This is a genomic window from uncultured Friedmanniella sp. (assembly GCF_964244285.1).
Lineage (GTDB): Bacteria > Actinomycetota > Actinomycetes > Propionibacteriales > Propionibacteriaceae > Microlunatus.
On sequence record NZ_CAXTHT010000003.1, the window covers coordinates 1 to 25922 of the forward strand.

A 25922-nucleotide genomic window follows, 5' to 3' on the forward strand; every position below is an offset into this window, starting at 1 on the left:
TCACCTGTCCCCGCACGCCGTTCAGCCGTCATCGCTTTCCTCGTCACTGGATAGACGCGATGGCGGGGCGGTTCCGTTACAGACCGCAGGAGACGTGCTGCTCCGCGCGCTGGGCTCAGCGGCCCGCGACGACGGCTCCCCGGGCCAGGAAGGGCTCGAAGGAGCCCCAGGGCTGCGCGCCGGCCTTGTCCAAGATCACGCCGTCGGAGTACTGCAGCAGGTACACCCGGCGCAGCCGGTCGGTGAGGTTCGCCCCGCTGCGGTGGATGACCGTGCTGCTGAAGCAGACGATGGAGCCGGCCGGGACACAGACCGGCATCCCCGGGTCGGAGCCGAAGTAGCAGACCTGGTCCCCTGAGTCGATCCGGACGTGCTTGATGTAGGACCGGATGCCCGAGCGGCTGTAGGGCAGCAGGTAGACCGACCCGTTCTCCTCGTTCACGTCGTCGAGGGCGATCCAGCAGGTCAGGTACGGCTCGTGGTCCTCGTGCACGTAGCCCGAGTCCTGGTGCCAGGCGAAGCGGGTGTCCGGGTCGGCCGCCTTGATCACGTACTGCTCCCAGAAGAGGTAGGCGTCCTCACCGAGCAGCCGGCGGCAGATCTGCTCCATCACGGGGCCGAAGATAAAGCGCCGTAGCTCGGGTCGCTGCCGGTAGACCATCGAGCTGAAGTAGCGCTTGCCCCTCGCGTTGATCCCGAGCCGGTCGACCCCTGCGGCGTCCATCTCCGCCTCGGCGGCCTCGACCGAGTACTGCGCCGCGCTCCGGAGCAGCTCGAGATCCTCCTCACCGATGGCGCGTTCGAGGACGACGTAGCCCTCCTCGCGGTACTGGCGAACCATCGCGTCGGTCAGGGTCGGGGCGGCGGCGGGAGTTCGGGTAGGGATGCTCATGGCGTCAGCCTCGCCGTGCCGCCGCTGGGAAGCCATGGCCGAACTGGTCAGCAGATGTACGATCTGGCGCGTGCCGTACGAGCGGGTCACCATCTCGGACGGGCTGCCGACCGCCGTCGGACGCATCCTGCTGGCGGGTCAGGTGATGGACGGCGAGCCGCTGATGCCGCGCCGGCTCCGCACGATGGACCAGTTCGTCGTCTCGGTGGTGACCGCCGGTCGAGGCCGCTACGTCGACGGGGACGGGCGCGCGCAGCCGATCGACCCGTCGACCGTCACGGCGGTCGTGCCCGGGGTCGCGCACTGGTACGGCACCGAGCCCGGACACCGCTGGACCGAGTGGTTCGCCGTCGTCGAGGGTCCGGTCTTCGACCTCCTGGTCCAGACGGGACGGCTGGCCGCTTCCGGGCCCCGACCCCTGCCGCGTGCGGCCCGGGCCGAGGACCTCGCGCTGCTGATCCGGAGGCCGCCGCCGTCCTCGGGGGCCGAAGCCCAGGTGTGGGCCATCGCCCAGTGGGTCGCGCGGGCGCTGACCCCGGACGTGGCCGAGGACACCGCCCTGTGGCACCGGGCCGAGGCCCTGCTGGTCGGTGACCTGCGTCAGCCGGTCTCGGTGCCGGAGGTGGCAGCCCAGCTGGGGCTCCCCTACGACGCGTTCCGGCGTGAGTTCCGCCGCCGTTTCGACCGTGCCCCGCTGACCTATCGGAACGAGCGACGGCTCGAGAGTGCCGCGACGCTACTGGCCCTGACCAACCTCACCTGCCGCGAGATCGCCCGCCGGCTGGGCTTCTCCGACGAGTTCCACCTGTCCCACCGGTTCCGCAGCCGCTACGGGGTCTCCCCGAACGCGTACCGAAGGTCACGCGCCGGCGGCTGAGTCTGGTTCGTCGCGAGCCAGGACGATGGTCACGCCCCGTTCATCTCGGAGTCACCGGCCGCCCGCCGGCCACCCCTACGGTGCTGCACGTGAACAGACTGCTGCCCGTTGGCCCGCTGCTGAGCGGCGCCCTCGCCGTCGTGACCTGTGCCGCCGTGGCCCTGACCCCCGCCCCTGCGCTCGCCGCCGGCACCTCAACCGGTCACCGGGCCGAGCCGGACTCCCTGGTCCAGGTCACGGCCAGGGTCGAGACCCCGCCGGTGTTCGACGACGAGGCCGGCGGCAACGGCGACGCGGACGACCCGGCGATCTGGGTCAACCGGCGCGACCGCTCCCGCAGCGTGGTCATCGGCACGGTCAAGAACGCCGGCCTGCAGGTCTTCGACCTCCGCGGACGCCTGGTGCAGACCGTGGCCCCGCCGGCGGCACCCGCCGCCGACGACGAGCCGGGCCGCTTCAACAACGTCGACATCGTGCCCGGCTTCCGCCTCGGCGCGCGCAGGGTCGACCTCGCGGTGGTCAGCGACCGCGGCCGCGACCAGATCCGGGCGTACGCCATCGACGCCCGGACCGGCCGGCTGTCCGACGTCACCGCCGCCGACGTACCGCTGGCGTTCTCGGCCGACCAGACCCAGGTGAACGACCAGCAGACGGTCTACGGGCTGACCACCTACGTCGACCCGGACGGCACCGCGTACGCCGTCGGCACCCGCCGGCACACCCCGCAGATCGGGCTCTTCCGGCTCGTGGCCGAGCACGGCCGGGTCAGCTACCGACGGGTCGACACCGCCGACTTCCCCACGAGCTTCCGGCTGCGCGACGGCCGGTCGTGGAGCCCGTGCGAGGACCCGGGTGAGGGCCCACAGCTCGAGGGCCTGGTGGTCGACGAGGCCAACCACACCCTCTACGCCGCCCAGGAGGACGTCGCCCTGTGGCGGCTGAAGCTCGGCCGCGGCCGGTTCGGGACCGAGCCGCGAATCGTCGAACGGACCCAGGAGTTCGGGGTGCCCGCCGCGTACGACCCCAAGACCGAGGAGTGCGCCGTCACCGGAGCCGACCCGGGCTACGGCGGCCGGATCGCCGCCGACGTCGAGGGCCTCACGATCTACGCGACGGGTCGGCGCTCGGGCACGCTGCTGGTCTCCAGCCAGGGCGACAACACCTTCTACACCTACGACCGGCGCACCTTGGCCCCGTTGCGGCACTTCGCCGTGGTCGATGGCCGCCGGACGGACGGCTCGTCGGACTGCGACGGGGCCGACACGGTCTCCACGCCGCTACCCGGCTACCCGCACGGCCTGCTGGTGGTGCAGGACGGCGACAACACCCCCGACGTGGTCGACGGCGACGGCGAGCCGCGGACGGTGACCGACTTCAAGTTCGTGAGCGCCCAGGTCCTGCGGCACCGGTGACGCGTTGGAGGCCCCGAGCGGGAGGGCCGGCGTGAGACCGACCACCCGAGCGCTGGTCCAGCACTACGTCGACGCGCTCGACCTGTGGGGGGACGTGCTCGAGATCGGCGGGCACCGGCTGGCCAAGTGCGCCGTCCAGGAGTTCCCCGCGCCCCGGTTCGCCTACGCCGACCTCAACCTCGAGGCGTCCGACATCCCGCAGACGATCATCGCCGACATCACCGACTGCCGCGCGACCATCCCGGATTCGTCCTTCGACGTGGTGTTCTCCTCCGACGTCTTCGAGCACATCGACCGGCCGTGGCTGGCCGCTCGGGAGATCGCCCGCATCCTGAAACCCGGCGGCCTGGCCATCACCTGGACGTTGTTCTCGTGGCGGAACCACCCCTGCCCGGTCGACTACTGGCGCTACTCCGCGGAGTGCCTGGAGTTCCTGTTCGGCGACCTGGACCTGCTGGAGAAGGGGTACGACCTCAGCGACCGGCGCAAGGACCAGCCGGGCTTCTGGGGCAGCGGCATGGACTCGGTGCCGGTCGATCAGTTCGGGGGCTGGCGCGAGAACTGGGCGGTCTACCACGTCGGACGCAAGGGTCCCGGTCCGGCCGTTCCGCCGTTCCGGAGCAGTGACCACCCGTCCGCCCGCTTCCTGCGGATGGACACCCAAGGCACGGTGACGAACCCCCGCCTCCTCGACCAGGAGCCTCCGGCCGGCATCACCGTCGGCGCCCAGCAGCGCCTGGTCGGTTCGGCCAAGCGGGTCGAGGCGGCCCAGACCGCGGTGGCGTCCGGGGTGGCGGACCTGACCGAGGAGGTCCGGGCACTGTCGGCCCGCCTCGACCGGCTGGCCGGTGTCGTGGCGAACCCGCCGCCGACCGACCTGCAGCGAGTCGCGCGTCGACTGCGGCGCCTCAGCCGCAAGCGGCCGGGGCCGACTGCTCGTCGTTGAGGGGCGGCTGGCTCGTGCGCCCAGCAGGCCGTGGGACGCCCCGCGCTCCGGCCGTCTCAGGGCCGACGGGGCGCATGGCTGACGGAGCGCGTCGGCCCGCCACGGCGGCTATTCGCCGCTCGACGACAGGCGCAGCACGCGGGGGACGACGGTCTGCAACACCGCGGCCAGGCCCAGGCCCGCGACCATGATCGCCCCCATCGCCGTCGGTGAGCCGCCGAGCAGGCCGGCCAGCGGCGTCCCCAGCCCGCCGAGGCCGAACGACAGCCCGCCCTGCAGCGCCGCCGCGGTTCCCGGGGTGACGCGGCCCAGCGCCTGCGTCCGGGTCGACGAGGCGGTCACCGTCCATCCGAACGACCCGGTCACCACGGCCAGGCAGGCCCAGACGGCGCCCGCGGGTGCCCCGAGCAGCGCACCCACGAGGACCCCGGCCGACGCCGCCGTCCCGACCAGGAGGCCGACCGAGAGCATCCGGTCCTCCGAGACCCGGCCCACCAGCCATCGGAACGCGAGGGTGCTGACGATCATGCAGGAGGCGTTCGTCGCGAACACGAGGGTGTATTGGGTTTCGGAGTAGCCGTAGAACCCCTGGAACACGAACGAGCTCGTCGCGATGTAGGCGAAGAAGCCGATGGTGGCCACGCACGAGGTGGCGAGGTACAGCGACAGCCGCGGGATCTTGAGCAGGGCCACCATCCGCGCGACGTTCGCGCCGAGCCCCAGCCCGACGGCACGACGCTCGGGCGGCAACGTCTCCCGGAACGTGACCCACGCCCACGCGCACAGCACCGCTCCGATGACCGTCAGCACCCAGAACGACGACCGCCAGGTGCCGACCAGCAACAAGATGCCGCCCAGAAGCGGTGCCGCGACCGGGCCGACCGCGTTCACCGCAGCCAACGACCCGATCATCTGGGCCCGCTCGTGGCCGACCAGGACATCGGTCACCATCGCCCGCGCGGCGATCGAGCCGCAGGCGCCCGCCAGGCCCTGCACCAGTCGACCCGCAACCAGCACCGTCGGGTCCGCCGCCAGCGCACACACCACCGACGCCAACGTGAACACCGCGATGCCCACCAGCAGCACGCGTCGACGGCCCACCGCGTCACTCACCGGACCGATAGCCAGCTGCCCCAGGGCGAAGGCGACCAGGAACGCCATCAGCGACAGCTGGGCCACCCCGGCACTGGTTCCGAGGTCGGTGGCCAGCTGCGGCAGCCCGGGGATGTACATGTCCGTCGCCAACGGCGAGATCCCCGCCACCACCGCCAACGGCACCAGGGCCGGCAGCGCGGAGCGGTCACTCGCGACGGACGGGTGGACCTGCTCCTCGACTCGCACGTCTAGAACGATACAGACGAGGTGCGAACGGCCGCCGCACATACGAGGGGGAAAGGGGATGGCTCACAGGACAGTGGTGCTGGCGCACCTGGAGAGACTCGAACTCCCAACCTTCTGATCCGTAGTCAGATGCTCTATCCGTTGAGCTACAGGTGCCGGCTGTCAGCGCGTACGCGGACAACGGTCACTCAGCATAGCGGCCGGCCCCGGGACAGGCGAACTCGTATCCAGACGGACAGCCGGGGCACAGCAGAGGCTCAGGGTCGAGCCAGCCGGATCAGGGAAACTCCATCGTGTGCCTATGGACCCCGAGCCCACGACCTCCACGACCCCCAGATCCGCCCGCAGGTTCAGCCGCCGGCGCGCGCTCGTCCTGACCGGAGGCGGACTGGCGGGCCTCGTCGGCGCCGGGACGGTCACCGACCTGGCGGCAGGCGACCCCGTCCGGCGCGCCATCAAAGCCACCGCGTCCTCATCGCCGTCCGCCGCCGCGACCCCGGCCGCGTTCACCGTGGTCACCCTCCGCGCGGGCGTCGCGCCGGGCGACATCTTCCTGACCGACATGGGCAGCACTCCGGCGACGGTGATCGCAGACCCCTCCGGCACAGTGCTCTGGACCGCCGGCGGCGCGAAGTCCTACGCCGACCTACGCACCCAGACCTACCAGGGCAAGCCCGCGTTGACCTACTGGGAGTCGAACTCCAGCGGACTCGCCGCGTACGCCAACGGCCGCGACGTGGTCACCGATCTCGAGCACCACGTCATCGCCACCATCGAGACCCACGCCGGCATCAGCCCCGACGAGCACGAGTTCCGGCTCACCCCGCGCGGCACCGCCCTGATCACCAGCTACGTCACGACCACCGGGGTCGACCTGCGCCACCACGGCGGCGTCAAGAACGGCGTAGTGATGAACGGCATCGCCAAGGAGATCGACCTGGCCACCGGCAAGGTGCTGCTGCACTGGGAGTCCCTCGACCACGTCGCTCTGTCGGAGAGCCACGCCGGCGTCCCTGACGACCCGACTGAGCCGTGGGACTACTGCCACATCAACTCGGTCAACACGACCCCCGACGGCAACCTCGTCATCTCGGCCCGGCACACCTGGGCGGTCTACAAGGTCGCGCGCGACACCGGCCGGGTGCTGTGGCGCCTCGGCGGCAAGAAGAGCGACTTCGCGGTCCCCTCGGCGGCCCGGTTCGCCTGGCAGCACGACGCCGAGTTCGAGGCGGCCAACGAGCTCCGCATCTTCGACAACGCCAGCGATGGCACGGTGAAGACCCACGCCCGCAGCCGGATCCTCTGGCTGTCCCTCGACGAGACGCGCCGCCGGGCCACCCTGGTCCGCAGGTTCCAGCATCCCGACCTCGTCCAGGCCGACGCCATGGGCAACGCACAGCGGCTGGCGAACGGCAACGTCTTCGTCGGTTGGGGCACCGCCAAACGGGTCACCGAGTTCTCCCCGACCGGCGAGGTGCTCTTCGACGCCACCCTGCCGGACGTGTCCTACCGCGGCTACCGGCAGGTGTGGCGCTGACGCGATCGGCCCCGGGGCGGCGTTGACATGGTCTAGCGTTTGCCTAGAGTTCACCTGACGGCTGGGTCCAGCGTCACCTCGAGTCGCCTCGGCGGCTCGCCCGTGGTCCACCGAGGAGCGACGTGACAGTGCTGTTCGTCGTGATCGCCGTTGTCGTCGTCGCCCTGGTCTTCGACTTCACCAACGGCTTCCACGACAGTGCGAACGCCATGGCAGGGCCCATCGCCACCGGGGCCCTCCGTCCGCGGACTGCTGTCGTGCTGGCCGCTGTCCTCAACCTCGTCGGCGCCTGCCTCTCGACCGAGGTGGCCAAGACCATCTCGGGCGGCTTCTTCGACGAGCGGCTGGTCACCGCGCCGATCATCCTGGCCGGACTGGTGGGTGCGATCGTCTGGAACCTGCTGACCTGGCTGCTCGGGCTGCCGTCCAGCTCCTCCCACGCCCTCTTCGGTGGCCTGATCGGTGCCGTGGTCGTGGGTGCGGGGCTCGGCACCGTGCACGGCTGGGTGGTCGTGTCCAAGGTGCTGCTACCGGCCCTGGTCGCCCCGCTCGTCGCCGGGCTCGCGGCCGCGGCGGCCACCCGCCTCGCGTACCGGATCACCAGTCGCTCCGACCGGACCGCGACCGACGCCGGCTTCAAGTACGGCCAGGCCTTCACCGCGTCACTGGTGGCGCTGGCGCACGGCACCTCCGACGGCCAGAAGACGATGGGCGTGATCACCCTGGTGCTGATCGCAGCCGGGCTGCAGGGCGCGGGCACCGGCCCGCAGTGGTGGGTGGTGCTCGCGGCGGGCGTGGCCATCGGGCTCGGCACCTACTCCGGCGGCTGGCGGATCATGCGCACGATGGGCAAGGGCATCGTGGAGATCGAGACCCCGCAGGGTGCGGCCTCCGGCGCGGCGACGGCGGCCACGATCCTGGCCTCCTCCCACCTCGGCTTCGGGCTCTCCACCACCCACGTCAGCACCGGCAGCATCGTCGGTTCCGGCGTCGGTCGCGAAGGGGCGCAGGTCCGCTGGGGCCTCGCCCGCCGGATGGTCGTCGCCTGGCTGGTCACGCTGCCGGCCGCCGGTCTGGTCGGCGGACTCGCCGCCCTGCTGGCCGACCTGGGCCTGGCGGGTGTGATCGCCCTGTTGGTCCTGCTCGGTGCCGCCTGCGTCGTGATCTTCGCCCTGTCCCGCCGCAGCCGGATCTCGGCGGCGAACGTCACCGAGAGCGCTGACGTGCTGGTGTTCGCCGGCGCCCGGGCGGCGAGCTCCGCCGTCGCCGATCAGCCCGACCACCCGCGGCTCCGGAGCGGGGTCTGATGCACATCGACTGGGCCGCCCTGGCCATCGTGGCCGTGGTCTCGATCGTGAGCTCCGTGGTCTTCGTCGCGCTCCTCGCCGCAGGAATTCGCGTCCTCACCCCGGCCCAGGTCGGCAGCGGCGATCGGGTCAACCGGCCGCTCGGGTACGGCCTGCTCGGGCTGGCCGGCCTGCTCGTGCTCTACGGCCTGTACCTGATCGTGCCGCAGTTCCACTGAGCTCGGGCCACTCGATGTCTCACCGGTGATACTCTGGGAGCGTGAGTGAAGCAACCGTCCGCGATTTGCGAAACCAGGGCGGCCACGTCCTCGATCGCGTGCTGGCCGGCGAGGCTGTGACCATCACTCGCGACGGCGAGCCGGTCGCGCAGCTGATTCCGCTACGCCGTAAGCCCCTCTCGGCCGCTGCCCTGGTCGCGCGCTTCAGGCGACTGCCCCCGATCGACCCAGCCGGCTTCCGACGTGATGTCGATTCGATGATCGACCAGTCTCTGTGACCGCCCGGGTCGGCATCCTCGACACCAATGCCGTCATCCTGCTCGACGAGCTCGACGCCGCGTGCCTCCCGGAAGAGCCGGTCATCACCGCGATAACGCTGGCCGAGCTCTCCGTCGGACCCCTGGCCACTGACGACCCGGTCGAACGGGCCGCCCGGCAGGTACGGCTGCAAGAGACAGAGAACAGTTTCGACGCGCTGCCGTTCGACGCGGCCGTGGCGCGCACCTACGGCAGGGTCGCCGCCGACCTCCGCCGGTCGGGGCGCCGTGTCCAGGCCCGCGCTTTCGACGCCCTCATCGCCGCAACGGCTATCGCTCACGACCTGCCCCTCTACACCTGCAATCCGCGGGACTTCTCGGGTATCGACGGTCTGGACGTCGTGGCTGTCCCTCACCCCGACGCGTGAGGTGACCCGACGCGTGATCTGACCTGACCTTGTGGAGGGTCACCGGCCCTCATGCCGCAGAGATGGCAACGTCTCGTGAGCACGACACCGCCCCGGCTCAGCAGAACCGGGACGGTGTCGATGGACGGCGGAGGCGGCGAGATTTGAACTCGCGATGGGCTTTAAGACCCAAACCCGCTTAGCAGGCGGGCGCCATAGACCGGACTAGGCGACGCCTCCCACCCTGAACGCTCGGCGTACGAGCGCTGGGCAAGACTACCGACGCGCGCGACCGCGAGCAAAAAGCCGCTGCGGCCACCGGTCCGCGGCTCGGTGGCGAACGTGCCTCTGACCTGGCCGGGGACGTACAGTAGGGCCACTTCGTCCCCTGGTCGACCGTTGCGTCGCCACCAACTCGCGGGAGCTCCATGTCCGACCAGCCGCCCGGCGAGCCGCCGTCGGACGAGGGCGACCGCGAGGGCTGGGACTGGGACCTGCCGTCCGACGCCGCTCCGGCCGCCACCGCTCTGCCTGCTCTCCGGAGCTTTCGCAGCACGGTCCTGCTGACGGTGGCCGGGACGGTCCTGCCGGGCCTCGGCCTGATCGCGGCCCGCCGCCGGGTCGTCGGCGGCGCGGTGCTGGGCGTCTTCGCGCTCGCCATCCTCGGGCTCGGGGCCTGGGCGTTGCTCGACCTGCAGGGGCTGCTGGGCCAGTTCGTCAAGCCCGCGGTGCTGATGCGGCTGACCGCGGCGCTGGTGGTCGTCGGCGTGGTCTGGGTGGGGGTCGTGGTAGCCAGCCACCTGAGCCTGCGCGACCACCCCACCCGCGGGCAGCGCGTCGCCGGCGGTCTGCTGGTGGGCGTCCTGGCCTTCGCCGTCGCCGCTCCGGCCGCCGTGGCGGCCCGCTACAGCTACGACACCGCCAACACCGTGCAGGGCCTGTTCAAGAGCGAGAAGGACAGCCAGAGCGCGACCCGGCCGAAGATCAGCGCACCCAAGTCCAGCAAGGGCCAGACCGCCGCCCCGGACCCGTGGGCCGACAAGCCGCGGCTGAACATCCTGCTGCTGGGCGGTGACGCCGGCAAGGACCGCACCGGCACCCGGACCGACACGGTCATCCTGGCCAGCGTGGACACCAAGACGGGTGACACGACGCTGTTCAGCCTGCCCCGCAACACCGCCCGGATGCCGTTCCCCAAGAGCTCGCCGCTGCACAAGTACTACCCCAACGGCTTCACCAACGGCGACGGCAACGACCAGGAGTTCGCCCTCAACGCGATCTACCAGAACGTGCCCGCGAGCGTGCCGAAGAACGTCCTCGGACCCACCGACGACCTCGGCGCCGACGCCCTCAAGCTGTCCGTCGGTTCTGCGCTCGGGCTCAAGGTGGACTACTACGCGCTGATCGACCTGAAGGGCTTCAGCACCCTCGTCGACGCGCTGGGCGGTATCCGGGTCAACATCAACTCCTACATCCCGATCGGCGGCAACACCGACCTGCACATCCCGCCGAAGGAGTTCCTGCACCCCGGCGCGAACCAGAAGCTCAACGGCCGGAGCGCCCTCTGGTACGCCCGCGGCCGTTACGGCTCCGACGACTTCGCCCGGATGGACCGGCAGCGTTGCGTGATCAACGCGATCATCAAGCAGGCCAGCCCGACCACGCTGCTGTCGCGCTACGAGGACATTGCCAAGGCGGGTAAGCAGATCGTGCAGACCGACGTGCCACAGGAGGTGCTGCCGTTGCTGGTCGACCTCGGGCTGCGGGTCAAGGACGGCAACGTCCGCAGCATCGTCTTCCGTAACGGCGAGGACGGCTTCCTCAGCTACAACCCCGACTTCGACGTGATGCGCGACCGGGTCAAGGCCGCGATCGGGGAGACCAAGACGGTGACGTCGACCAGCGGTCCGAGCAAGAAGAACAGCTCGGGCAAGAAGAAGGCCACCGAGAGCGAGAGCGTGGACGACAGCTGCGCCTACGACCCGCAGATGGCCGCCACCGCCACGCCGTACCGCGGCTGAGGCACCGCGCTGGCTCGCTGGACGGGGGCTAGGACGGAGACAGGGGCTGGTCGCTGTAGCCCCGGTCGGCGTCCAGACGCCGCCGGACCTCCTCCACCAACGAGGAGAAGACCGGGTCCGAGGCCTGCCGCGGGTTGACCACCACCACACCGCCGGTCCGCTCGGCGGTCAGCAGCGCCAGTCGCGGATGCGTCAGGCTGACCTCGGTGATCTCACGCCAGGACACCGAACGCTCCTGGTCGCGGCGCCGCACGGTGATGGCGTCCGGGTAGAGCCGGACCTCGGTCCGCAGCCGCGCGGTGAACAGCAGCGCCGCCAGCACGAGCGCCACTCCCAGCACCAGCAGCAGCCCGGCCAGGACGGCCGCCGCCAGCGGGAGCGAGAGGCCGTGCCAGAGCACCAGCAGCACCGCTCCGACCACCACCGTCCCCGCGGCGATCGCCAGCGGCCGGACGGGCGGGGGCGCGTTGAGGGTGAACCGCTGGGGCGGCGGGGTCGGCGGGGTCGCACTCACCACCGAAACCCTACTGACGTCACTCCGACCGCTCCCAGCCAGGACCGTTGCCGCTCCGGATCCGGCGGACGGCGGACTCGGCGGGTGCGAACCCAGCGTCAGGCTTCCCACGACAACGGGCACCGGGAGGTCAGCCGGGTGCCGCGTGGGGCACCGGCGTACGCGCATCCCGTGGTCCGGTGGTCCTGACACCTGGCTGGCCCCCGCAGCCTCGGCAGATCGTCACCGAGCGTCGCGCGTCACCGCGGGTAGTCGGTCGAGTGGGCCACGGTCTTGCCGGCCTCGACATCAGCCGTCAGAGCTTGGATCTTGGCCTTCGCGTAGGCGTAGGAGTCCGACCCGAGCAACTGGCGCATGGGTCCGTCACCGCTCACCACCAGGTCGATGATGGCCGCAGCGCCCTTGACCGGGTCGCCCGGCTGGCTGCCCGGCATGTCCAGGTGGACCTGTGTCATGTCACGTATCGACTGGTAGCCCGGCGTCGTCTCGCGCGGCAGGGCCAGCGAGTTCGAGGTCAGGAAGTCGGTGTTGAAGTAGCCGGGCTCGACGAGGTTGACCTTGACGGCATACTCGGCCACCTCTGCCGCCAGTGCCTCGGTGAGGCCCTCGACGGCGAACTTCGCCGACGAGTACAGGCCCCAACCCGGCACCGCCACCAGTCCCAGGATGGAGGAGATGTTGACGACGTGGCCGCTGCGGCGGGCGCGGAAGCGGGGCAGGACTGAGCGCAAGACGTTCCAGGTGCCGTAGACCTGCACCTCGAACATGTCGCGGACCTCAGCGTCGGTGGTCTCCTCGACGGCGCCGAGGAAGCCGTACCCGGCGTTGTTGACCACGACGTCGACGTCTCCGAAGCGGGTGGCGACCTCGGTCACGGCGGCCTGCACGGCGGTGGCGTCCCGCAGGTCGACCTCGAGGGGCAGCAGCCGGGTGGTGTCGGCCCCGGGGGTGGCGCCGAGCAACCGCTCACGCGAACGAGTGGTCGCCGCGACGTTGTCACCACGGTCGAGCAGCTGCTTGACCAGCTCCAGGCCGAAGCCACGCGAGGTGCCGGTGACGAGCCAGGTGGCGGGCGACGCGGTGGGGTAGGACATGGGTGTCTCCTCTGCGGGATGGGCGGGGACTGTCCCCGTCCTGGAGTGCTGCAGATCCACCCTGTGCTCTGGACGGCCACGACGGGAGCCCAGGAGATGCCCCGCTGGTCCTAGGACTGGTGGGCCCAGCCTGACCGCTGCAGGCAGTGATCGCGACGGTGACAATGACGAGGTGAGCGGTTTCCACCACGACCTGGCCGAGTTCCTGCGGCGCGCGCGGAGCAAGGTCGACCCGGGCCGCACCAGCTTGCCGCCCGACACCCGCACCCGCAGGGTCCCCGGGCTCCGCCGGGAAGAGGTGGCGATGCTCGCCGGAGTCTCGACCGACTACTACACCAGGCTCGAACAGGGCCGGAAGGCCTCACCCAGCGCCGCGGTGGTCGAGGCCATCGCCCGCGCCCTCGACCTCGACGAGGCCGAACGTCTTCACCTCGACCACCTCGTCGGACCTGTGTCGGCAAGCAGCCAGCGGCGCCACCGCGTGGTGCAGCGGGCGCGGCCCAGCTTGCACCAGTTCCTCGAGGCGCTCGGCTCACAACCCGCCTTCGTGACCGGCCGGCGCGGTGACGTCCTGGCGACCAACAAGATGGCTCGCGCCCTTCTCGTCGACTTCGACCGACTCCCCGCGGCCGAACGCAACTACACGCGCTGGCTGCTCCTCGACGACAGCGCCCGGGCCCTGTTCGTCGACTGGGCCGAACAGGCCCGAAACGCCGTCCACGGGCTACGCCTCAGTGTCGGCGACGACCCCGACGACCGCGCCACAGCTGACCTCGTGAACTATCTCGCCACGAGCAGTGCGGAGTTCCGAGGCTGGTGGGACGAGCACTCGGTCTACCAACGCACCCACGGGACCAAACGGCTCCACCACCCCGTGGTCGGCGCACTGACGATCGCCTACGAGACCCTGACGCTCCCCGGTGACCCCGACCAGGCGCTGTTCGTCTACACCACCGAAGCGGGCACGTCCTCACGCGAGGCCCTCGACCTCCTCGCCAGCTGGACACTCTCTCCCGTACCTGTGTCACGGGTGAACGCCGCTGGTGAGCGCCCCGCTTGAACCACCCCGGACCGCCCACACCGGTTCGTTGACCCAACCGAGGCGGCCCGCACCGCCGGGGCCGGCCGACGTGGACCACACCCTGATCCGTGAGGAGCTGGACTCACGGCTACTGGTGACAGGGCCCGCGGTCACCACGTCTGCAGGTTGACCATCCGGAGCTGCAGGTCGGCGTAGCCCGACAGACCCGAGGACCGGCCCGACGCAGGACGTGCTCCGACGTAGGTCGGCCGACCGCTCGGCGTCATCCGACCGCGGATGGCCGACGTCTGGGCGACACCGTGCCGGTCGTAGTTGATCCACAGTCTCAGCGGCTGGCCGCTCCTCCAGGCGGCGCTCAGGATGTAGGTCTTCCTGGTGTCGAACTTCTTCAGGTGCTGAACGGCGTAGTGGTTGACGCCGTTGATCACGACCAGGAACGTGAAGGTCCAGGACGACCCGCCGGCACTCGTGGACTGGAACAGCGAGTAGCCACCGGACCGCGAGTTGGCGACGACCACGGCCCGGTGACCTCGGGCCGCCGCGGCGTTGAACTTGACGACCGCCGTGATGGCGACGCCATCGGCACTCTGCAGTGACCCGAGGTTCCATCGGTCGTTCTCCGCCGAGACGAACTTCGCGACGGTCCCCACCGCGGTGTGGCCCGGACCGAGCTTCTGCAGCTGGACCCGGTTGCTGACGCCACCCTGACTACTCGCCCGTAGCGGAACCCCGCGGGTCCCCTGGTACCGCCACGGGACCGGACCGCTCAGCGGAGTCTGCTGGGGGTTGATGAAGGCCAGGTCGTGACCGCCGCGCGTGATGAGCTTCCTCACCTCGGCCACCGAGTTGTCCGTCGCCATCCAGTCCACGGACTCGCGCAGCCCCGCGAGCCATTCAGGAAAGGCCTGGTCGCCGGCCACGTGGTAGAACCCGACATTCAAGGCTCGCGCCTTGGCATAGTCCATGCCGGCCGTGAGGTTGCTCTGCCGATCGAGCTCCCAGTCGAGGGCGTCGATCCGCCGGGCCCGGGCCCAGGTGACCTTGGCCTGTTGCTGCGCGACGGTGAGGTCCTTGGCGTTCCCGACGCCGTAGATGAACCTGACGTGAGGTCGGATCGAGTCGTAGCGGGCCTTGGCGAGCGCCTTCTTGCTCGTCTCCAGCTGATCGTCGTCGAAGCTCAGCACGAGCGCGGGGCGGGCGGAGGTGGCGAAGGCGGCGTTGCTCCGCAGGGCGTCGAGCACCTGCGTGGCGAGCTGGACCTTGGTGCCCGGCGCGTGGTCCTTCAGCTCGATGGCGATCATGGCACTCGAGTTCTCGAAGCGCGCATGGTTCAGGACGTCGTCCAGCGCCATCGGGAAGGCGGCGTCGCCGTGGTCCACCCTCGGGCCATTGGCGCCATAGCTGACGTCGATCTCGAGGACGTCGGCCTTGGCCGCCAGGCTCTTGTCGATCTCGGCGTAGGTCGCGCGCGCGTTCGCCGCTTCGGAGGAGAGCGAGTCGGTGTAGGCGTTGTGCCGCCAGACCGCCACCTTCTTTCCGTTCGGCGTGGCAGGCAACGTGCGCCCGACTCCGGCGAAGATGCCCGTGCCGTCCTTGAGGTAGCGAGCACTCGGGTCCAGACCGCACGTCCCGCAGCGGGTTGCCGGCTGGGTCTCGGTGGGCGCGTCCGAGCCCTCGACGGGCGTCCCGGGCGGCAGCGCGTGCAGGCCGCTGATCAGCGTGATCGCGAACGCGGTCGCCCGCACCATGAAGAGGAACTTCGACATATCGCGTCTGATTTCCAGGCCGGCCCGCTGAGCCGAGAACTGTCTGGCGTGCGGTGGCCTTGTCGGGGGCGAGGACGGAAAACGTGCACGGTCCCCCGACCGATGCCGACGCAGCACCGCCGGACGTCGGCGAAGCGTACCCACGGAACGGGCGGAGAAGGCGGATATCGGTGCTGACCGACCCGGCAGCCCTGGTGGTCCGATCCTGACTCAACCTTGAGGTACCCCGTCCGGACGCCCGTGTGACTCCTGAGGTCATCTCGGCAGAGTGCTTCCCATCAGCCCGGAAGACCGGGCCCGGTACGAGCACCAGACCCCAGGAGTGAGCACCGCATGTCCAGCACCGACGTCCGCACCGCAGAGAACCGACCCCGGGTCGGCAAGGTCGCCAAGGTCCTCTCGCTGGCGACGATCCCGCTGGCCCTGGTGGTCTCCGGCCTCCTGGTCTCCCAGGCCTCCTACTCCGCCTACTCGGCCACCACCACCAACCCGGCCGCCAACTGGACCAGCGGCACCGTCGCCCTCGACGACGACGACGCCAACAGCGCGGCCTTCAACGTGGGCAACCTCAAGCCGGGGACGACCGGGACCAAGTGCGTGGTCGTGACCTCCCGCGGCAATCTGGCCTCGGCGGTCAAGCTGTACGCGACGGACATGAACGGCACCACCCCGCTGGCCGCCTACATGAACCTCACGGTCACCCAGGGCACCGGCGGCTCCTTCGGCTCCTGCTCGGGTTTCTCGACCTCATCCCGCGAGTCCGTCCTGTTCAGCGGCTCGTTCCTCGGCTTCGGCTCGACCTACACGAGCTACGCCAGCGGGCTCGGCACCTGGACCCCGACCGGCACGGCGGATGAGTCGCGTACGTTCAAGTTCACCTACACCCTGGACAGCGCCGCCCCGGACAGCACCCAGGGCGGCACCGCCTCCGGCGCACTCGTCTGGGAGGCCCAGAACAGCTGACCCGCCTGCGGTCCTCGCGGCCCTCACACAAACCCGACGTTCGTTCACCATCTGTGCCCCGGACGGCGACATCGAGGACGTCATCACAAGGCGGCGGCGGCCAACTTTTTCGCTTCGAGAACATGAGCGTGGCAGCCGACCTCGTCTGAATCAACGCAGCGAGGTGTGGCTCCGGAGGGTGGAGATGGCCAATCCAGATTGAGGGGTCGACCATCCCGGTGAGCGCCGCGGTGCGGCCGACGCGCGTACGTCCGACCCACACAGGCTGGCGAGCCGCCGGGCGCTTTCCACCCGGATCAAGGTCTCGAGCCCGTCGCGCAGGAGCGCCGACCGTGAGGTTGCCGACCAGTCCATCGGCGTCGGCCAGGAGGTTGGCGCAGGAGTGGCTTGACGTGTTACCGGGGTCGACCTGTGGCCTCGCACCCAGACCCTGAGCCGGTCCCGGTTGTCGTAGCGTCCGGCCAGTTCTCGCACCCGTCCGCCCGGCTCCTGGCGGCGAGGGTGGGATTCGAACCCACGGAACGGTCTCCCGCTCGGGCGCTTTCAAGGCGCCTGCACTAGTCCACTATGCGACCTCGCCGGGCCGGCGAGCGTGCCGCCGGAACCCCGGAAGCGTAGCCGACCGGGGCCGGTGGCAGGCTCGAGCCATGCAGGCGATGGTGGTGCGGCAGCCGGGCGGGCCGGAGGCGTTTGCGGTGGCGGAGGTGGAGGACCCTGAAGCCGGGGCCGGCCAGATCGTCGTCGCGGTGACCGCGTCCGGGGTGAACCGGGCCGACCTGATGCAGCGCCAGGGTTTCTACCCGCCGCCGCCCGGTGCCAGCGACATCATCGGCCTCGAGGTGTCCGGCCACGTGGCTGCGCTGGGGGCCGGCGTCGAGGGCTGGGAGGTCGGCCAGGAGTGCGTCGCTCTGCTGGCCGGCGGCGGGTACGCCGAGCAGGTCGCCGTACCGTCGGGCCAGGTCGTGGTCCCGCCGCCCGGGCTCAGCCTGGTCGAGGCGGCCGGGGTGATCGAGGTCGCGGCCACGGTGGTCTCCAACCTGGAGCTCGCGGGGCTGGCACGCGGGGAGGTCTTCCTCGTGCACGGCGGCTCGGGCGGCATCGGCTCGTTCGCGATCCAGTACGCGCACCACCTCGGCGCCACCGTCGTCACCACGGCGGGCAGCCCCGACAAGCTGGACTACTGCCGCCGCATCGGTGCCGACCACGCCCTGTCGTACCGCGACGACTGGGTCGCCCAGCTGCACGAGATCGCTCCGGACGGCGTGGACCTGATCCTGGACAGCATGGGCGCGACGTACCTGGGTGACCACGTCGGACTGCTCGCCACGGAGGGTCGGCTGGTGGTAATCGGCCTGCAGGGCGGCAGCAAGGGCACCCTCGACCTCGGGGCCCTGCTGGCGAAGCGGGCCGTGGTCCGGGCGACGACGCTCCGGTCCCGCCCGCCCGCGGCGAAGGCCGAGATCTGCCGGCACGTGGTGGAGCACGTCTGGCCGCTGATCGGCGACGGGACCATCCAGCTGACGCCGCAGACCCTGTTCCCCCTCGCCGAGGCCGCCTCGGCCCACGCCCACCTGGAGTCCGGGGACAACCTCGGCAAGGTCGTACTGACCGCTGCCGCTCCCTGAGCCAGGCTCACGGAATCGGAGAGCTCAGCGGAGCTCGGACGCACCCTGGCTGGCGGCGACGGACTCGGCCCGGTCGCCTGGCACCTTGAGTCCCCGCCCGCACGCGGTGCAGGTGTCGATGTAGCGGGTGCCGACCGGGAAGATTGGGATGAAGAACAGCGTGAAGCGCCGCACGCGCTTGATCAGCCGGTGCGCCGCGTTGTTACCGCAGACCTCGCAGATGTAGACCAGCGTGGCCAGCAGGACCTGCTTGGTGCTGAACCCGAAGATCAACATGTCCGCTCCTCTCGCGCCCGCGGTGAGCGCCGAGGGGCAAGCCTGCCATCTTCTCGGGCCGTAACGGGAGTGCCCCTCAACGGCCGCCCGTCGCGCGATCGTGGGCTCGCTCAGCCCGGCACCTGCTGCACCAGCGGCCGGCCGGCCTTGACCCGTTCGAGGAAGAGCACGACCAGCGCCGAGGAGACGCGGTGCGTGATGTCGTTGAACACGTCGTGCACACCGCCAGTGGTGGTGAAGACCTCGACGTCGGCGGCGCCCCGGTAACGCGCGACGGCAGCGTCGGGGGGTGCGATGGGGTCCACACCTCCGTGCAGGGCCAGCACCGGGACGCCTACGGCCGACAGCGGCGCGTCGAGGTCCTCAGGGCTCAGGGTGACCGCCAGCGCGTTGCGGACGAAGGCGGGGTCGGCGCTCAGCCGCGCCCGGTGAGCCGGGCACGAGGTGCGGGCCACGAGCTCGGCGTCGAAGTCGCCGAACGAGGCCGTTGCGCCGTCGGCGGGCAGCAGCCCGCCCAGCACCACGGCCGCGACGTCGGCCCCGACCGCCAGCCGGACGGCGCGGGCCGCTCCGCTGTCCGAGCCGAGCAGCACCACCGGGGCCACGGCCGCCGGGTCCGCGAGCAGCAGCTCCACCTCACTCCGCACCGTCTCGTCGTCGTGCCCGCTGGTCACCCGGACGCGCCAGGCGTCGCCGGACAACCGCCGGCCCAGCCGCTCGTAGACCGACGGGTCCTCACCACGCCCGAGCAGCACCACGACGGTGCCTCGCGGGGCCAGCGGCGGCGCCTCGTCGAAGGCCACCGCCCCGGAGCCGGCGGCCGGATCAGACATCCTGCACCTGGCCGGTCGTCCCGACCGAACCCACCCACCGCAGGTCGGGCACGTTCACCACGATCGCGTCCTGGGTGGTCCGCGCGATGACCACGACGGCCTCCTCGTCCGGGTCGGGGTTCTCCTCCCGGTGCGGCACCCACGGCGGGACGTAGACGTAGTCCCCCGGCGAGGTGGCGATCCGCACCTCGTGGTCGGGCTGGCCGTCGGTGCCCGGCTCGAGGAAGACGAAGACCGGGTGGCCCTGCGTGACGTAGATGGCGGTCTCGGAGTGCCCGTGGTGGTGGTTGCCCGACCTGGTCTCGGCCGCCACGTGTGTCTGACCCATCCAGAGGTTCTCCGAGCCGACGGTCTTGCCGCTGATCGCCTCGACCCGGCGCATGCCGGTGGTCTGGCCGGTATCGGAGATCAGGCCGGACGGCCCGACGTGGTGCAGCCGCTGGTGGAAGGCATCGTGCTCGTCGTCATGAAGGTGCTCGGGGACATCGGTCATGTGTTGCTCCCTGTGGTGGTCACGAGATCGCTGCCCAGCCGGCGTCCGCGGGGCCGCCCTGCTGGTGATCGACGAGGTGCTCGCCCCCGAGCCCGTGGACCGGCTGGTCGGTACCCGCTCCTGGGCGGCCCGCCGCCACTGGCGGGAGCGGTCCTCCACCTCTTCCGCACGACACCACCCCCCTCCTGGTCGATCCGACATTCCCTACAGGAACACTAGAGAACCCGCGCGACGCCAGCCGCCCTGTCCGGCATGCGAACGGCGGGAGGGTCAGAAGGGCTGCTGGAACATCCAGATCGCGACCCCGACGACTGCCAGCAGGATGGCGACGAAGATGATCAGGAAGACGATCTTGAACACCTTGGCTCCGGCGGTGGCGGAGCTCCCGACGGCCGTGACCTCGGAGCTGGTGGTCAGGTTGGTCACCCGGGCCAGCTCCAGCCGTCCCGACCGGCCGGGCTCACCCGCCGCCTCGATCCAGTCGCCGTCGCGGACCGTGCCGGCGAGGCTCCGGCCCCGGAGCTCCACCTCGACCGGCCGTCCGGACGCCGGGTCGACCAGCCGGAAGGCCAGGATCGTCTCGCTCGACCGTTCCGTCCCCTGGGACTCCACGCGGGTCGCCACCCCCTCGGCGCGGCCAACGCGATGGCCGACCGCCGCCGGCCGTGGCGGTCGGCTGGCCGGCAGGCCGTCGGGCTCGTAGGGCGGGAAGCCTGAGGGTTCGCTCACGTGCTGATCATGACGCACGGCCGTACCGGCGGCGCCGCCCTGACCTACTTCTTCTTCTTGGTCTTGCCGCCCTTCTTGCCCAGCTCGGACTGGGCGGCGGAGGACGTGCGGGGGTTCTTCTTGCCCTCCTTGGACGCCTTGGCGTTCGCCTTCTTGGCGGTGTCGCTGCCCTTGCCCTTCTTCTCGGCCACGGCCTGTCCTCTCGTTCGTCGTCGTGACCGCGACGCTACCCCGGCTCCTCGTCACCCCCCGGGTGGCCACGGAGGTATACCCGCGGGTATGTCGGCTGTCACTACCATCAAAGTATCCAAACAGCTACGCGACCGGCTTGCCGCTCGGGCTCAGCTCCAGCACGTCACGCTCGGAACGGTCATCGCCCGCGCGCTGGACGAGTCCGAGGAGCGATCGTTCTGGTCGGCTGTGGCGAAGGAGCACGGGGCCCTGACTGCAGCGGAACGCCAGGGCTACCTGCCCGATGACACTCTCCAGGACTCACACGTCTCTCTTGACGACGCTCTGGGCCTTCAGGATGAGTGGTGAGGCGCGGGGACCTGCACCTCGCCGACCTGGGCCAGCCGGTCGACTACGAACAGGCACTGCGCCGGCCCGTCCTGCTCGTCAGCGCCGCCCCGTGGTTGCTGAGTGATCCACCTGTCATCACGATCCTCCCGCTCACGCGTAGCCAGCGCAGCCGATCGACGCACGTGGAGATCGAACCGGGCGCCTCGGGTCTGACCGCGCCGAGCTACGCCGAGTGCGAGGACATCCGGGCCGTGTCCCCGCTGCGGTTCGAACGCCGAATGGGTCAGGTCAACCTTGTGACCATGGCCCGCATCGACCTCATCCTCGGTCGGCTGTTGGCCCTCTAGCCACACCCACCCGCGATGGCCCGAAAGCCCGGGCTATGTTGCAGCCGGGAGGCGTGACATGGATCTCAAGACGACGTTCCTCAGCTGGCCGGTCGTCCGGCAGCTGACGGGGAACGACCCGCTCGGCCGTGGGGCGGCCGTGCAGTCAGCGCGTACGCGGGCCATCACGCCGCGCACGACCAGCGCGGACCGGGTGGTGCAGAGCATCTGCCCGTACTGCGCGGTGGGCTGCGGGCAGAAGGTCTTCGTGAAGGACGAGCACGTCGTCCAGATCGAGGGCGACCCGGACTCACCGGTCTCCCGCGGTCGGCTCTGCCCCAAGGGCTCGGCGAGCGAGCAGCTCGTCAACTCCCCCGGACGCGCGACGACGATGCTCTACCGCCGGCCGAAGAGCACGGTCTGGGAGAAGATCGGCGTCGAGGAGGCGACCGACATGATCGCCGACCGGATGGTGGCCTCGCGTCGGACCCACTGGCAGGACACCGACCCCGAGGGCCGTCCGGTCCGCCGCACGATGGGCTTCGCGGCTCTGGGCGGCGCCACGCTGGACAACGAAGAGAACTACCTGATCAAGAAGCTCTTCACCGCGCTGGGCGCGATCCAGATCGAGAACCAGGCCCGTATTTGACACAGTGCCACGGTTCCCAGTCTGGGAGCCTCGTTCGGCCGCGGCGGTGCCACCGGCTTCCTGCAGGACATCCAGAACTCTGACTGCATCGTCATCCAGGGCTCGAACATGGCCGAGTGCCACCCGGTCGGGTTCCAGTGGGTGATGGAGGCGAAGGCACGCGGCGCCAAGGTCATCCACATCGACCCGCGCTTCACCCGCACCTCCGCGGTGGCGGACACCCATGTCCCGATCCGGGCCGGCAGCGACATCGTCTTCCTCGGGGCGGTGATCAACTACATCCTCAGCAACGAGCTCTACTTCGACGAGTACGTCCGCCGCTACACCAACGCCTCGATGCTGGTCAGCGAGGACTTCCGCGACGTCGACGAGCTGGACGGCGTCTTCTCCGGCTACGACCCGGAGACGGGCAAGTACGACACCTCGAGCTGGGCCTATGAGGGCATGGGCGAGCACTCGGCCGGTGGCGGCCCGGCCTCCGACCCGGGCACCGGCGCGGCAGGGACGGGCGAGGAGAGCGAGCAGAGCGAGGCCAGCCGCGGCGCCGGACACGAGCTGGGAGGCCACGGTGCGGCCCTGGACCACTCGAAGATCAAGCGGGACGAGACGCTGCAGCACCCCCGTACCGTCTTCCAGGTGCTCAAGCGGCACTACGCCCGCTACACCCCCGAGATGGTGCAGGAGACCTGCGGCATCTCCCCCGAGCAGCTGCTCGAGGTCTGCGAGGCCGTGACCGCCAACAGCGGCCGCGAACGGACGACCTGCTGGGTCTACTCGGTCGGCTGGACCCACCACACCGTCGGGGTCCAGATGATCCGTACCTCGGCCATCATCCAGCTCCTGCTGGGCAACATGGGCCGTCCGGGCGGCGGCATCATGGCGCTTCGCGGGCACGCGAGCATCCAGGGCTCGACCGACATCCCGACCCTGTTCAACCTGCTGCCCGGCTACCTGCCGATGCCCAAGGTCGGCCCGCACGACAGCCTCGACGAGTACGTGGCCGAGATCGCGAGCCCGGACCAGAAGGGCTTTTGGACCAACGCCAAGAGCTACACCGTCAGCCTGCTCAAGGCGTACTGGGGCGAGGCGGCGACGGCGGAGAACGACTACGCCTTCCACTACCTGCCCCGGCTCACCGGCGACCACGGCACCTACGCCACGGTGATGTCGATGCTGCGGGACGAGATCGACGGCTACTTCCTGCTGGGCCAGAACCCGGCGGTCGGCTCGGCCCACGGCAAGATGCAGCGGATGGGCCTGTCCCACCTCAAGTGGCTGGTGGTCCGTGACCTCAACCTGATCGAGTCGGCCACGTTCTGGTCCGACGGACCCGAGATCGAGACAGGCGAGCTCAGGACCGAGGAGATCGACACCGAGGTGTTCTTCTTCCCCGCGGCGGCGCACGTGGAGAAGGGCGGCACCTTCACCCAGACCCAGCGGATGCTGCAGTGGCACCACAAGGCGGTCAGCCCGCCCGGGGACTGCCAGAGCGACCTGGAGTTCTTCCACCTGCTGGGTGAGAAGATCCGGGCGCGCTTGGCCGGTTCCACCGATCACCGCGACCGGCCGATCCTGGACCTCACCTGGGACTACCCCCGCCAGGAGGACGGTGAGATCGACCCCGAGTCGGTGCTGAAGGAGATCAACGGCTACTTCCTCGAGGGCGAGAAGAAGGGCCAGCTGCTCAACACCTTCAACGAGATGAAGCCGGACGGCTCGACCAGCGGCGGCTGCTGGATCTACACCGGCGTCTACGCCGACGGGATCAACCAGTCGGCCCGCCGCAAGCCCGGCCGGGAGCAGTCCTGGGTCGCACCGGAGTGGGGCTGGGCGTGGCCGATGAACCGCCGCGTCCTCTACAACCGTGCCGCCGCCGACCCCGAGGGCAAGCCGTGGAGCGAGCGCAAGGCGCTGGTCTGGTGGGACGAGGCCACAAGCAGGTGGACCGGGCACGACGTCCCCGACTTCGAGGTCGGCAAGGCTCCGTCGTACCGGGCGCCGGAAGGCGCTTCGGGCCCGGCCGCGCTGGACGGTGACGACCCGTTCATCATGCAGGCCGACGGGAAGGGCTGGCTCTACGCGCCGGCCGGGCTGCTCGACGGGCCGCTGCCGGAGCACTACGAGCCGCAGGAGTCACCGGTCAGCAACCCGATGTCGCGGCAGCAGTCCAACCCGACGCGGGAGGTGTTCCCGCGGCAGGACAACCTGCAGAACCCGTCCGGGGACGAGCCGGGCACCGAGCTCTACCCGTACGTGTTCACCACGTACCGGCTGACCGAGCACCACACGGCCGGCGGGATGAGCCGTTGGCAGTCGGTGCTCTCGGAGCTGCAGCCGGAGTTCTTCTGCGAGGTCTCCCCCGAGCTGGCCCGCGAGCGTGGGCTGGTGAACAACGGCTGGGCCACCCTGATCAGTGCCCGGACCGCGATCGAGGCCCGGGTGATGGTGACGGAACGGATGGCGCCGCTGCGGATCGCCGGCCGGACGGTCCACCAGATCGGGTTGCCGTACCACTGGGGCGTGGGCGGCGACGCCCTGGTGACCGGCGACTCGGCCAACGACCTGTTCGGCGTGACCCTGGACGCGAACGTGCACATCCAGGAGACCAAGGTCGCCTCCTGCGACATCCAGCCGGGCCGCCGGCCGAGAGGTCCGGCGCTGCTGGACTACGTCGCGGCACACCGGGACCGGGCCCACGTCACCACCGCCACCGGCAACCAGCAGCGGACGCCACCCGAGGGTCCCGACGGCAAGCACGCCAGCGACGCAGAACCGGAGGGAGGAACCCCATGAGTGACCAGGACGGCCACCTCGGCTACGACCAGGCCTTCACCTCGGCGGGTCCGGCCGGCCCGGCGGTGCGGGCCGGCTGGGACGAGCCCCCCTCTCGCAAGGGCTTCTTCACCGACACCTCGATCTGCATCGGCTGCAAGGCCTGCGAGGTGGCCTGCAAGGAGTGGAACGGCGTCCCCCAGGACGGCATCTACGAGCTGCTGGGCAGCTCGTACGACAACACCGGCGCGCTCGGCGCGAACACCTGGCGGCACGTCGAGTTCATCGAGCAGCGTAAGCCTGTGGCCGGGCTGGACACCGGCATCACCATCGGCGTCCCCGAGACCGCGGTCGGACCGGACTTCGGGGTGGGCGAGGACATCCTCGCCTCGACGGCGCGGTCCGTGCACGAGCAGCCGCTGGTCGACCTGGGCATGCCGGCGTTCGACCTGCCCAGCGCGTCGTCGGAGGCGGGCGAGCGGACAGACTTCCGCTGGCTGATGGCCTCGAACGTCTGCAAGCACTGCACCAACGCCGGCTGCCTGGACGTCTGCCCGACGGGTGCGCTGTTCCGGACCGAGTTCGGCACGGTGGTCGTGCAGGACGACATCTGCAACGGCTGCGGCTACTGCGTGGCCGGCTGCCCGTTCGGCGTCATCGACCGGCGGATCGGGGAAAAGAGCGCCAAGGGCGTGCCGAAGGTCAAGAACGGCGGCATCGCGCAGAAGTGCACCCTCTGCTACGACCGGCTGAGCCACGACCAGACCCCGGCCTGCGCCAACGCCTGCCCGACCCAGTCGATCCAGTTCGGCGACGTCGACGAGCTGCGCGAGCGGGCGGAGAAGCGGGTCGCCACGCTGCAGGCGGCCGGGGTGATGAACGCCCAGCTCTACGCAGAGGACCCGACCAACGGCGTCGGCGGCGCGGGCGCGTTCTTCCTGCTGCTCGACGAGCCCGAGGTCTACGGCTTCCCGCCCGATCCGATCGTCACCACGGCCGACCTGCCGCGGATGTGGCGGCACGCCGGTCTCGCCGCCCTCGGCCTGCTGGCGGCGGCGGCCACCGCGTTCGCGGGAGCGCGACGGTCGTGACCCGGCCAGGCG

At 70.6% G+C, this 25922-nt stretch carries 25 protein-coding genes and 3 tRNA genes; 15 read left to right on the forward strand and 13 right to left on the reverse strand.

The window, feature by feature from the left end:
* Nucleotides 1-115 precede the first annotated feature (115 nt).
* The gene (locus tag ACFE7W_RS07955; RefSeq protein WP_375424238.1) at nucleotides 116-892 is read right to left on the reverse strand and encodes a phytanoyl-CoA dioxygenase family protein; all 777 of its coding nucleotides are present in this window, start codon (nucleotides 890-892) and stop codon (nucleotides 116-118) included.
* A gap of 70 nt (nucleotides 893-962) precedes the next feature.
* On the opposite strand from ACFE7W_RS07955, the gene ACFE7W_RS07960 reads away from it, so the two are divergent.
* From ACFE7W_RS07960 to ACFE7W_RS07970, 3 genes are all read left to right on the forward strand, one after another.
* Nucleotides 963-1769: an AraC family transcriptional regulator gene (locus ACFE7W_RS07960; RefSeq protein WP_375424239.1), complete on the forward strand. Its 807-nt coding sequence runs from the start codon at nucleotides 963-965 to the stop codon at nucleotides 1767-1769.
* An 89-nt stretch (nucleotides 1770-1858) separates the two neighbouring features.
* On the forward strand, nucleotides 1859-3181 hold the full coding sequence (locus ACFE7W_RS07965; RefSeq protein ID WP_375424240.1) for a phytase: 1323 nt from the start codon (nucleotides 1859-1861) through the stop codon (nucleotides 3179-3181).
* Nucleotides 3182-3212: 31 nt separating this feature from the next.
* On the forward strand, nucleotides 3213-4127 hold the full coding sequence (locus tag ACFE7W_RS07970) for a class I SAM-dependent methyltransferase (protein ID WP_375424241.1): 915 nt from the start codon (nucleotides 3213-3215) through the stop codon (nucleotides 4125-4127).
* Nucleotides 4128-4235: 108 nt separating this feature from the next.
* Here the strand turns inward: ACFE7W_RS07970 and ACFE7W_RS07975 are convergent, their stop codons facing one another.
* Both ACFE7W_RS07975 and ACFE7W_RS07980 read right to left on the reverse strand, forming a co-directional pair.
* Nucleotides 4236-5468, reverse strand: coding sequence for a multidrug effflux MFS transporter (locus ACFE7W_RS07975; RefSeq protein WP_375424242.1), 1233 nt, complete (start codon nucleotides 5466-5468; stop codon nucleotides 4236-4238).
* An 80-nt stretch (nucleotides 5469-5548) separates the two neighbouring features.
* Nucleotides 5549-5624: transfer RNA gene (locus ACFE7W_RS07980), tRNA-Arg, on the reverse strand.
* A gap of 145 nt (nucleotides 5625-5769) precedes the next feature.
* Between ACFE7W_RS07980 and ACFE7W_RS07985 the strand changes: the two genes are divergently transcribed.
* From ACFE7W_RS07985 to ACFE7W_RS08005, 5 genes are all read left to right on the forward strand, one after another.
* On the forward strand, nucleotides 5770-7005 hold the full coding sequence (locus tag ACFE7W_RS07985) for an arylsulfotransferase family protein (protein WP_375424243.1): 1236 nt from the start codon (nucleotides 5770-5772) through the stop codon (nucleotides 7003-7005).
* 122 nt (nucleotides 7006-7127) lie between these two features.
* Nucleotides 7128-8312 (forward strand): anion permease, encoded by a 1185-nt coding sequence (locus ACFE7W_RS07990; RefSeq protein ID WP_375424244.1) that lies wholly within the window; start codon nucleotides 7128-7130, stop codon nucleotides 8310-8312.
* On the forward strand, nucleotides 8312-8530 hold the full coding sequence (locus ACFE7W_RS07995; RefSeq protein ID WP_375424245.1) for a hypothetical protein: 219 nt from the start codon (nucleotides 8312-8314) through the stop codon (nucleotides 8528-8530). Before ACFE7W_RS07990 ends, ACFE7W_RS07995 begins: the two co-directional genes overlap by 1 nt.
* A 41-nt stretch (nucleotides 8531-8571) precedes the next feature.
* Nucleotides 8572-8808: a type II toxin-antitoxin system Phd/YefM family antitoxin gene (locus ACFE7W_RS08000; protein ID WP_375424246.1), complete on the forward strand. Its 237-nt coding sequence runs from the start codon at nucleotides 8572-8574 to the stop codon at nucleotides 8806-8808.
* Nucleotides 8805-9215, forward strand: a complete 411-nt coding sequence (locus tag ACFE7W_RS08005; RefSeq protein ID WP_375424247.1) for a type II toxin-antitoxin system VapC family toxin — start codon at nucleotides 8805-8807, stop codon at nucleotides 9213-9215. Before ACFE7W_RS08000 ends, ACFE7W_RS08005 begins: the two co-directional genes overlap by 4 nt.
* Nucleotides 9216-9343: 128 nt before the next feature.
* On the opposite strand, the gene ACFE7W_RS08010 is transcribed toward ACFE7W_RS08005, so the two are convergent.
* Nucleotides 9344-9434 (reverse strand) — tRNA-Ser (locus ACFE7W_RS08010).
* 188 nt (nucleotides 9435-9622) lie between these two features.
* Here ACFE7W_RS08010 and ACFE7W_RS08015 point away from each other — a divergent pair.
* The gene (locus tag ACFE7W_RS08015) at nucleotides 9623-11215 is read left to right on the forward strand and encodes an LCP family protein (RefSeq protein ID WP_375424248.1); all 1593 of its coding nucleotides are present in this window, start codon (nucleotides 9623-9625) and stop codon (nucleotides 11213-11215) included.
* Nucleotides 11216-11243: 28 nt separating this feature from the next.
* On the opposite strand, the gene ACFE7W_RS08020 is transcribed toward ACFE7W_RS08015, so the two are convergent.
* On the reverse strand, nucleotides 11244-11729 hold the full coding sequence (locus ACFE7W_RS08020; RefSeq protein ID WP_375424249.1) for a hypothetical protein: 486 nt from the start codon (nucleotides 11727-11729) through the stop codon (nucleotides 11244-11246).
* A gap of 239 nt (nucleotides 11730-11968) precedes the next feature.
* Nucleotides 11969-12823 (reverse strand): SDR family NAD(P)-dependent oxidoreductase, encoded by an 855-nt coding sequence (locus ACFE7W_RS08025; RefSeq protein WP_375424250.1) that lies wholly within the window; start codon nucleotides 12821-12823, stop codon nucleotides 11969-11971.
* Between the two features lie 172 nt (nucleotides 12824-12995).
* On the opposite strand from ACFE7W_RS08025, the gene ACFE7W_RS08030 reads away from it, so the two are divergent.
* Entirely contained in the window at nucleotides 12996-13883 is an 888-nt protein-coding gene (locus tag ACFE7W_RS08030) for a helix-turn-helix transcriptional regulator (protein ID WP_375424251.1), read from the forward strand.
* A gap of 131 nt (nucleotides 13884-14014) precedes the next feature.
* Here ACFE7W_RS08030 and ACFE7W_RS08035 read toward each other — a convergent pair whose 3' ends face one another.
* Nucleotides 14015-15631, reverse strand: coding sequence for a hypothetical protein (locus ACFE7W_RS08035; RefSeq protein ID WP_375424252.1), 1617 nt, complete (start codon nucleotides 15629-15631; stop codon nucleotides 14015-14017).
* Nucleotides 15632-15964: 333 nt separating this feature from the next.
* On the opposite strand from ACFE7W_RS08035, the gene ACFE7W_RS08040 reads away from it, so the two are divergent.
* Entirely contained in the window at nucleotides 15965-16594 is a 630-nt protein-coding gene (locus ACFE7W_RS08040; protein WP_375424253.1) for a hypothetical protein, read from the forward strand.
* A 490-nt stretch (nucleotides 16595-17084) separates the two neighbouring features.
* On the opposite strand, the gene ACFE7W_RS08045 is transcribed toward ACFE7W_RS08040, so the two are convergent.
* Nucleotides 17085-17174 (reverse strand) — tRNA-Ser (locus ACFE7W_RS08045).
* Nucleotides 17175-17241: 67 nt separating this feature from the next.
* On the opposite strand from ACFE7W_RS08045, the gene ACFE7W_RS08050 reads away from it, so the two are divergent.
* Nucleotides 17242-18219 (forward strand): NAD(P)H-quinone oxidoreductase, encoded by a 978-nt coding sequence (locus ACFE7W_RS08050; RefSeq protein WP_375424254.1) that lies wholly within the window; start codon nucleotides 17242-17244, stop codon nucleotides 18217-18219.
* A gap of 24 nt (nucleotides 18220-18243) precedes the next feature.
* On the opposite strand, the gene ACFE7W_RS08055 is transcribed toward ACFE7W_RS08050, so the two are convergent.
* The 5 genes from ACFE7W_RS08055 to ACFE7W_RS08075 all read right to left on the reverse strand — a co-directional run bounded on the left by ACFE7W_RS08055 (nucleotide 18244) and on the right by ACFE7W_RS08075 (nucleotide 20741).
* Nucleotides 18244-18495 (reverse strand): zinc-ribbon domain-containing protein, encoded by a 252-nt coding sequence (locus tag ACFE7W_RS08055; protein ID WP_375424255.1) that lies wholly within the window; start codon nucleotides 18493-18495, stop codon nucleotides 18244-18246.
* A gap of 110 nt (nucleotides 18496-18605) precedes the next feature.
* A complete protein-coding gene (locus ACFE7W_RS08060; RefSeq protein ID WP_375424256.1) occupies nucleotides 18606-19328 on the reverse strand; it encodes an alpha/beta hydrolase in 723 nt (240 codons plus the stop codon).
* On the reverse strand, nucleotides 19321-19821 hold the full coding sequence (locus tag ACFE7W_RS08065; RefSeq protein ID WP_375424257.1) for a cupin domain-containing protein: 501 nt from the start codon (nucleotides 19819-19821) through the stop codon (nucleotides 19321-19323). The genes ACFE7W_RS08060 and ACFE7W_RS08065 overlap by 8 nt, the downstream gene beginning before the upstream one ends.
* A gap of 270 nt (nucleotides 19822-20091) precedes the next feature.
* Entirely contained in the window at nucleotides 20092-20550 is a 459-nt protein-coding gene (locus tag ACFE7W_RS08070) for a hypothetical protein (RefSeq protein WP_375424258.1), read from the reverse strand.
* Nucleotides 20551-20594: 44 nt separating this feature from the next.
* The gene (locus ACFE7W_RS08075) at nucleotides 20595-20741 is read right to left on the reverse strand and encodes a hypothetical protein (RefSeq protein WP_375424259.1); all 147 of its coding nucleotides are present in this window, start codon (nucleotides 20739-20741) and stop codon (nucleotides 20595-20597) included.
* 345 nt (nucleotides 20742-21086) lie between these two features.
* On the opposite strand from ACFE7W_RS08075, the gene ACFE7W_RS08080 reads away from it, so the two are divergent.
* Genes ACFE7W_RS08080 through ACFE7W_RS08090 form a run of 3 tightly spaced genes read left to right on the forward strand, consistent with a single transcriptional unit; the run spans nucleotide 21087 to nucleotide 25910 of the window.
* Nucleotides 21087-21419, forward strand: a complete 333-nt coding sequence (locus ACFE7W_RS08080; RefSeq protein ID WP_375424260.1) for a type II toxin-antitoxin system PemK/MazF family toxin — start codon at nucleotides 21087-21089, stop codon at nucleotides 21417-21419.
* Nucleotides 21420-21477: 58 nt separating this feature from the next.
* Nucleotides 21478-24840, forward strand: coding sequence for a formate dehydrogenase (fdh, locus tag ACFE7W_RS08085; RefSeq protein ID WP_375424261.1), 3363 nt, complete (start codon nucleotides 21478-21480; stop codon nucleotides 24838-24840).
* Entirely contained in the window at nucleotides 24837-25910 is a 1074-nt protein-coding gene (locus ACFE7W_RS08090) for a 4Fe-4S dicluster domain-containing protein (RefSeq protein WP_375424262.1), read from the forward strand. The genes fdh and ACFE7W_RS08090 overlap by 4 nt, the downstream gene beginning before the upstream one ends.
* Nucleotides 25911-25922: the final 12 nt, after the last annotated feature.

Coding starts and splice junctions, on each gene's coding strand:
- ACFE7W_RS07955 (WP_375424238.1), bottom strand. CDS start 892: ATGAGCATCCCTACCCGAACTCCCGCCGCCGCCCCGACCCTGACCGAC.
- ACFE7W_RS07985 (WP_375424243.1), top strand. CDS start 5,770: ATGGACCCCGAGCCCACGACCTCCACGACCCCCAGATCCGCCCGCAGG.
- ACFE7W_RS07995 (WP_375424245.1), top strand. CDS start 8,312: ATGCACATCGACTGGGCCGCCCTGGCCATCGTGGCCGTGGTCTCGATC.
- ACFE7W_RS08015 (WP_375424248.1), top strand. CDS start 9,623: ATGTCCGACCAGCCGCCCGGCGAGCCGCCGTCGGACGAGGGCGACCGC.
- ACFE7W_RS08025 (WP_375424250.1), bottom strand. CDS start 12,823: ATGTCCTACCCCACCGCGTCGCCCGCCACCTGGCTCGTCACCGGCACC.
- ACFE7W_RS08035 (WP_375424252.1), bottom strand. CDS start 15,631: ATGTCGAAGTTCCTCTTCATGGTGCGGGCGACCGCGTTCGCGATCACG.
- ACFE7W_RS08040 (WP_375424253.1), top strand. CDS start 15,965: ATGTCCAGCACCGACGTCCGCACCGCAGAGAACCGACCCCGGGTCGGC.
- ACFE7W_RS08050 (WP_375424254.1), top strand. CDS start 17,242: ATGCAGGCGATGGTGGTGCGGCAGCCGGGCGGGCCGGAGGCGTTTGCG.
- ACFE7W_RS08055 (WP_375424255.1), bottom strand. CDS start 18,495: ATGTTGATCTTCGGGTTCAGCACCAAGCAGGTCCTGCTGGCCACGCTG.
- ACFE7W_RS08060 (WP_375424256.1), bottom strand. CDS start 19,328: ATGTCTGATCCGGCCGCCGGCTCCGGGGCGGTGGCCTTCGACGAGGCG.
- ACFE7W_RS08065 (WP_375424257.1), bottom strand. CDS start 19,821: ATGACCGATGTCCCCGAGCACCTTCATGACGACGAGCACGATGCCTTC.
- ACFE7W_RS08090 (WP_375424262.1), top strand. CDS start 24,837: ATGAGTGACCAGGACGGCCACCTCGGCTACGACCAGGCCTTCACCTCG.